This is a genomic window from Actinomycetospora lutea (assembly GCF_028737205.1).
Classification (GTDB): Bacteria; Actinomycetota; Actinomycetes; order Mycobacteriales; family Pseudonocardiaceae; genus Actinomycetospora; species Actinomycetospora lutea.
This window is the reverse complement of record NZ_JAQZAL010000069.1, coordinates 1-5,227: the sequence shown is the minus strand read 5'-3', so window position 1 is coordinate 5,227 and position 5,227 is coordinate 1. Positions and strand designations below refer to the sequence as shown.

The window sequence follows — 5,227 nt, the reverse complement described above, 5'->3', positions numbered from 1 at the left end:
TTTGTGGGTGTGGTGTCGTTGGGGTTTCTTTGGGTGGCCTGGTCCTTGTTTGCCAGTGGGGGGCCGGGTCGTTTTTGCTGGGACTGTTTGTTCCAATGTTTTTTGTTGGAGAGTTTGATCCTGGCTCAGGACGAACGCTGGCGGCGTGCTTAACACATGCAAGTCGAGCGGTAAGGCCCTTCGGGGTACACGAGCGGCGAACGGGTGAGTAACACGTGGGTGACCTGCCCTCCACTTCGGGATAAGCCTGGGAAACTGGGTCTAATACCGGATAGGACCTCCTGGTGCATGCCGGGTGGTGGAAAGTTTTTTCGGTGGGGGATGGGCCCGCGGTCTATCAGCTTGTTGGTGGGGTGATGGCCTACCAAGGCGACGACGGATAGCCGGCCTGAGAGGGTGATCGGCCACACTGGGACTGAGACACGGCCCAGACTCCTACGGGAGGCAGCAGTGGGGAATCTTGCGCAATGGGCGGAAGCCTGACGCAGCAACGCCGCGTGAGGGATGACGGCCTTCGGGTTGTAAACCTCTTTCGCGATCGACGAAGGCCCTCCTTGTTGGGGGGGTTGACGGTAGGTCGAGAAGAAGCACCGGCCAACTACGTGCCAGCAGCCGCGGTAATACGTAGGGTGCGAGCGTTGTCCGGAATTATTGGGCGTAAAGAGCTCGTAGGCGGTGTGTCACGTCGGCCGTGAAAACCTGGGGCTTAACTCTGGGCGTGCGGTCGATACGGGCATCACTAGAGTTCGGCAGGGGAGACTGGAATTCCTGGTGTAGCGGTGAAATGCGCAGATATCAGGAGGAACACCGGTGGCGAAGGCGGGTCTCTGGGCCGATACTGACGCTGAGGAGCGAAAGCATGGGTAGCGAACAGGATTAGATACCCTGGTAGTCCATGCCGTAAACGTTGGGCGCTAGGTGTGGGGTCCATTCCACGGGTTCCGTGCCGCAGCTAACGCATTAAGCGCCCCGCCTGGGGAGTACGGCCGCAAGGCTAAAACTCAAAGGAATTGACGGGGGCCCGCACAAGCGGCGGAGCATGTGGATTAATTCGATGCAACGCGAAGAACCTTACCTGGGTTTGACATGCACCAGACGCGTCCAGAGATGGGCGTTCCCTTGTGGTTGGTGTGCAGGTGGTGCATGGCTGTCGTCAGCTCGTGTCGTGAGATGTTGGGTTAAGTCCCGCAACGAGCGCAACCCTTGTCCTATGTTGCCAGCGGGTGATGCCGGGGACTCATGGGAGACTGCCGGGGTCAACTCGGAGGAAGGTGGGGATGACGTCAAGTCATCATGCCCCTTATGTCCAGGGCTTCACACATGCTACAATGGCCGGTACAGAGGGCTGCGAAACCGTGAGGTGGAGCGAATCTCGTAAAGCCGGTCTCAGTTCGGATCGGGGTCTGCAACTCGACCCCGTGAAGTCGGAGTCGCTAGTAATCGCAGATCAGCAACGCTGCGGTGAATACGTTCCCGGGCCTTGTACACACCGCCCGTCACGTCACGAAAGTCGGTAACACCCGAAGCCCGTGGCCCAACCCTTGTGGGGGGAGCGGTCGAAGGTGGGACTGGCGATTGGGACGAAGTCGTAACAAGGTAGCCGTACCGGAAGGTGCGGCTGGATCACCTCCTTTCTAAGGAGCTTCACCGAACACCGCTGTTTCTCGGTGTCCGTGGGCGGATGTTCCACGCGCCGGGTGTGGTGGTGGAGGGCCTCGGTACCAGCCTGAGCTTCCGGCTCGGGTTCGGGAAGAGGTTGCTCGAGAAAAAGTGGAAACACCGGACTTCTTCTTCGGGAGACAGCACACTGTTGGGTCCTGAGAGGACAACGCGCCGGCTTTCGGGCCGGTGGTGGTTCTTTCTTGGGACGGTCGGGGCCGGCTTCGCCTGTGGGTGGGGTGCGGCCTCGGTTCGTGTGGTCGTTGAGAATTGTACAGTGGACGCGAGCATCTTTTGTTTCTGTGCACATTTGTGTCGTGATTTCTTGATGTGTGTGTTGGTCAAGTTGTCAAGGGCGCACGGTGGATGCCTGGGCATCAGGAGCCGATGAAGGACGTGGGAGGCCGCGATAGTCCTCGGGGAGCTGTCAACCGAGCGTTGATCCGAGGGTGTCCGAATGGGGTAACCCGGCACCCGTCATGGGGTGTCACCGCTGTCTGAATGTATAGGACGGTGGGAGGGAACGCGGGGAAGTGAAACATCTCAGTACCCGCAGGAGAAGAAAACAACAGTGATTCCGTGAGTAGTGGCGAGCGAAAGCGGAAGAGGCTAAACCCCGCCAGTGTGAGAGCCGGCAGGTGTTGCTGGTGGGGTGTTGTGGGGCGTCACGTACTGCTGCTGCCGCGGTGGTGCGGGTGTTCGTGGTGTTAGTCGAAGGCGTTGGGACGCGTCGGCGTAGAGGGTGAGACCCCCGTAGGCGAAAACACTGCGAGCGCGCGTTGTGGCGTGCCCGAGTAGCAGCGAGCCCGTGTAATTCGCTGTGAATCTGCCGGGACCACCCGGTAAGCCTAAATACTCCCTGATGACCGATAGCGGACAAGTACCGTGAGGGAAAGGTGAAAAGTACCCCGGGAGGGGAGTGAAACAGTACCTGAAACCGTGTGCCTACAAGCCGTCAGAGCCTTAGCTGTATAGCGGGGTGATGGCGTGCCTTTTGAAGAATGAGCCTGCGAGTTAGTGGTGCGTGGCGAGGTTAACCCGTGTGGGGTAGCCGTAGCGAAAGCGAGTCCGAACAGGGCGTTGGTAGTCGCGTGCTCTAGACCCGAAGCGGAGTGATCTACCCATGGCCAGGGTGAAGCGCCGGTAAGACGGCGTGGAGGCCCGAACCCACCAGGGTTGAAAACCTGGGGGATGAGCTGTGGGTAGGGGTGAAAGGCCAATCAAACTCCGTGATAGCTGGTTCTCCCCGAAATGCATTTAGGTGCAGCGTCGCGTGTTACTCACCGGAGGTAGAGCACTGGTTGGCCTAGGGGGCCTACAAGCTTACTGAAGTCAGCCAAACTCCGAATGCCGGTGAGCTCGAGCGCGGCAGTGAGACGGCGGGCGATAAGGTTCGTCGTCGAGAGGGAAACAGCCCAGATCGCCGGCTAAGGCCCCTAAGCGTGCGCTAAGTGGGAAAGGATGTGGGATCGCCCAGACAACCAGGAGGTTGGCTTAGAAGCAGCCATCCTTGAAAGAGTGCGTAATAGCTCACTGGTCAAGTGGTCCTGCGCCGACAATGTAGCGGGGCTCAAGCGCACCGCCGAAGCCGCGGCAACACCGCGTGAACACTGTCTTCGACATCGGTCGTTGGCTGGTGGTGGTGTTGGGTAGGGGAGCGTCATGCGGGCGGTGAAGCGGCGGAGTGATCCAGCCGTGGAGCCCGTGTGAGTGAGAATGCAGGCATGAGTAGCGATAGCAGAGTGAGAAACTCTGCCGCCGGATGACCAAGGGTTCCTGGGCCAGGTTTTTCCGCCCAGGGTGAGCCGGGACCTAAGGCGAGGCCGACAGGCGTAGTCGATGGACAACGGGTTGATATTCCCGTGCTCGTGTAGGCGCGTCCCTGGCGAATCCAGGTGTGCTAACCGCCCGAACCTCGGGTGTCTCCTTCGGGAGCACTGCGAGGGGAGCGCGGGACCCCGCCTGGTAGTAGCCAAGCGATGGGGTGACGCAGGAGGGCAGCTCCGCCAGCTAGTGGTAGTGCTGGTGCAAGCGTGTAGGCCGGTCCGCAGGCAAATCCGCGGGCCATCCAGGCTGAGACGTGACGCATAGCCGTTTGAGGCGAAGCAGAGTGATCCCATGCTGCCGAGAAAAGCCTCTAGCGAGTTCCTACGCGACCCGTACCCCAAACCAACACAGGTGGTCAGGTAGAGAATACCGAGGCGTTCGAGCGAACTGTGGTCAAGGAATTCGGCAAAATGCCCCCGTAACTTCGGGAGAAGGGGGGCCCTGTCCCGTGAAACCCCTTGCGGGTTAGCGGGGTGGGGCCGCAGAGACCAGGGGGAAGCGACTGTTTACTAAAAACACAGGTCCGTGCGAAGTCGCAAGACGATGTATACGGACTGACGCCTGCCCGGTGCTGGAACGTTAAGGGGACCGGTTAACCGCAAGGTGAAGCTGAGAACTTAAGCGCCAGTAAACGGCGGTGGTAACTATAACCATCCTAAGGTAGCGAAATTCCTTGTCGGGTAAGTTCCGACCTGCACGAATGGCGTAACGACTTCCCCGCTGTCTCGACCACAGACTCGGCGAAATTGCACTACGAGTAAAGATGCTCGTTACGCGCGGCAGGACGGAAAGACCCCGGGACCTTCACTACAGCTTGGTATTGGTGCTCGGTTCGGCTTGTGTAGGATAGGTGGGAGACTGGGAAGCGGCCACGCCAGTGGTCGTGGAGTCAACGTTGAAATACCACTCTGGTCGAATTGGGCATCTAACCTCGGACCATGATCTGGTTCAGGGACAGTGCCTGGTGGGTAGTTTAACTGGGGCGGTTGCCTCCCAAAGGGTAACGGAGGCGCCCAAAGGTTCCCTCAGCCTGGTCGGCAACCAGGTGTCGAGTGCAAGTGCACAAGGGAGCTTGACTGTGAGACCGACGGGTCGAGCAGGGACGAAAGTCGGGACTAGTGATCCGGCACCACCAGGTGGATGGGGTGTCGCTCAACGGATAAAAGGTACCCCGGGGATAACAGGCTGATCTTGCCCAAGAGTCCATATCGACGGCATGGTTTGGCACCTCGATGTCGGCTCGTCGCATCCTGGGGCTGGAGTAGGTCCCAAGGGTTGGGCTGTTCGCCCATTAAAGCGGTACGCGAGCTGGGTTTAGAACGTCGTGAGACAGTTCGGTCCCTATCCGCCGCGCGCGCAGGAGACTTGAGGAAGGCTGTCCCTAGTACGAGAGGACCGGGACGGACGAACCTCTGGTGTGCCAGTTGTCCCGCCAGGGGCACGGCTGGTTGGCTACGTTCGGAAAGGATAACCGCTGAAGGCATCTAAGCGGGAAGCCCGTTCCAAGATGAGGTCTCCCACCCCTCCGAGGGTTAAGGCCCCCACCAGACCAGTGGGTTGATAGGCCAGACATGTAAGCGCCGCAAGGCGTTCAGTGGACTGGTACTAATAGGCCGAGGACTTGCCCACACACACGTCAAGCAATCACGACGTGCCACGGCAACCAACTGCGTAACGAACAACAGAACTGCTCGCGTCCACTGTGCATATCCCAACGACCACACACCCCACCCCACAGGCC

At 59.6% G+C, this 5,227-nt stretch carries 2 rRNA genes; both read left to right on the top strand.

Annotation, left to right across the window (positions count from 1 at the left end):
* The first annotated feature begins 102 nt into the window (after positions 1 to 102).
* Positions 103 to 1,634 (top strand): 16S ribosomal RNA (locus PHK61_RS31495).
* 364 nt (positions 1,635 to 1,998) lie between these two features.
* A 23S ribosomal RNA gene (locus tag PHK61_RS31490) occupies positions 1,999 to 5,115 on the top strand.
* The 16S and 23S rRNA genes sit together here, the layout of an rRNA operon.
* Positions 5,116 to 5,227 lie beyond the last annotated feature (112 nt).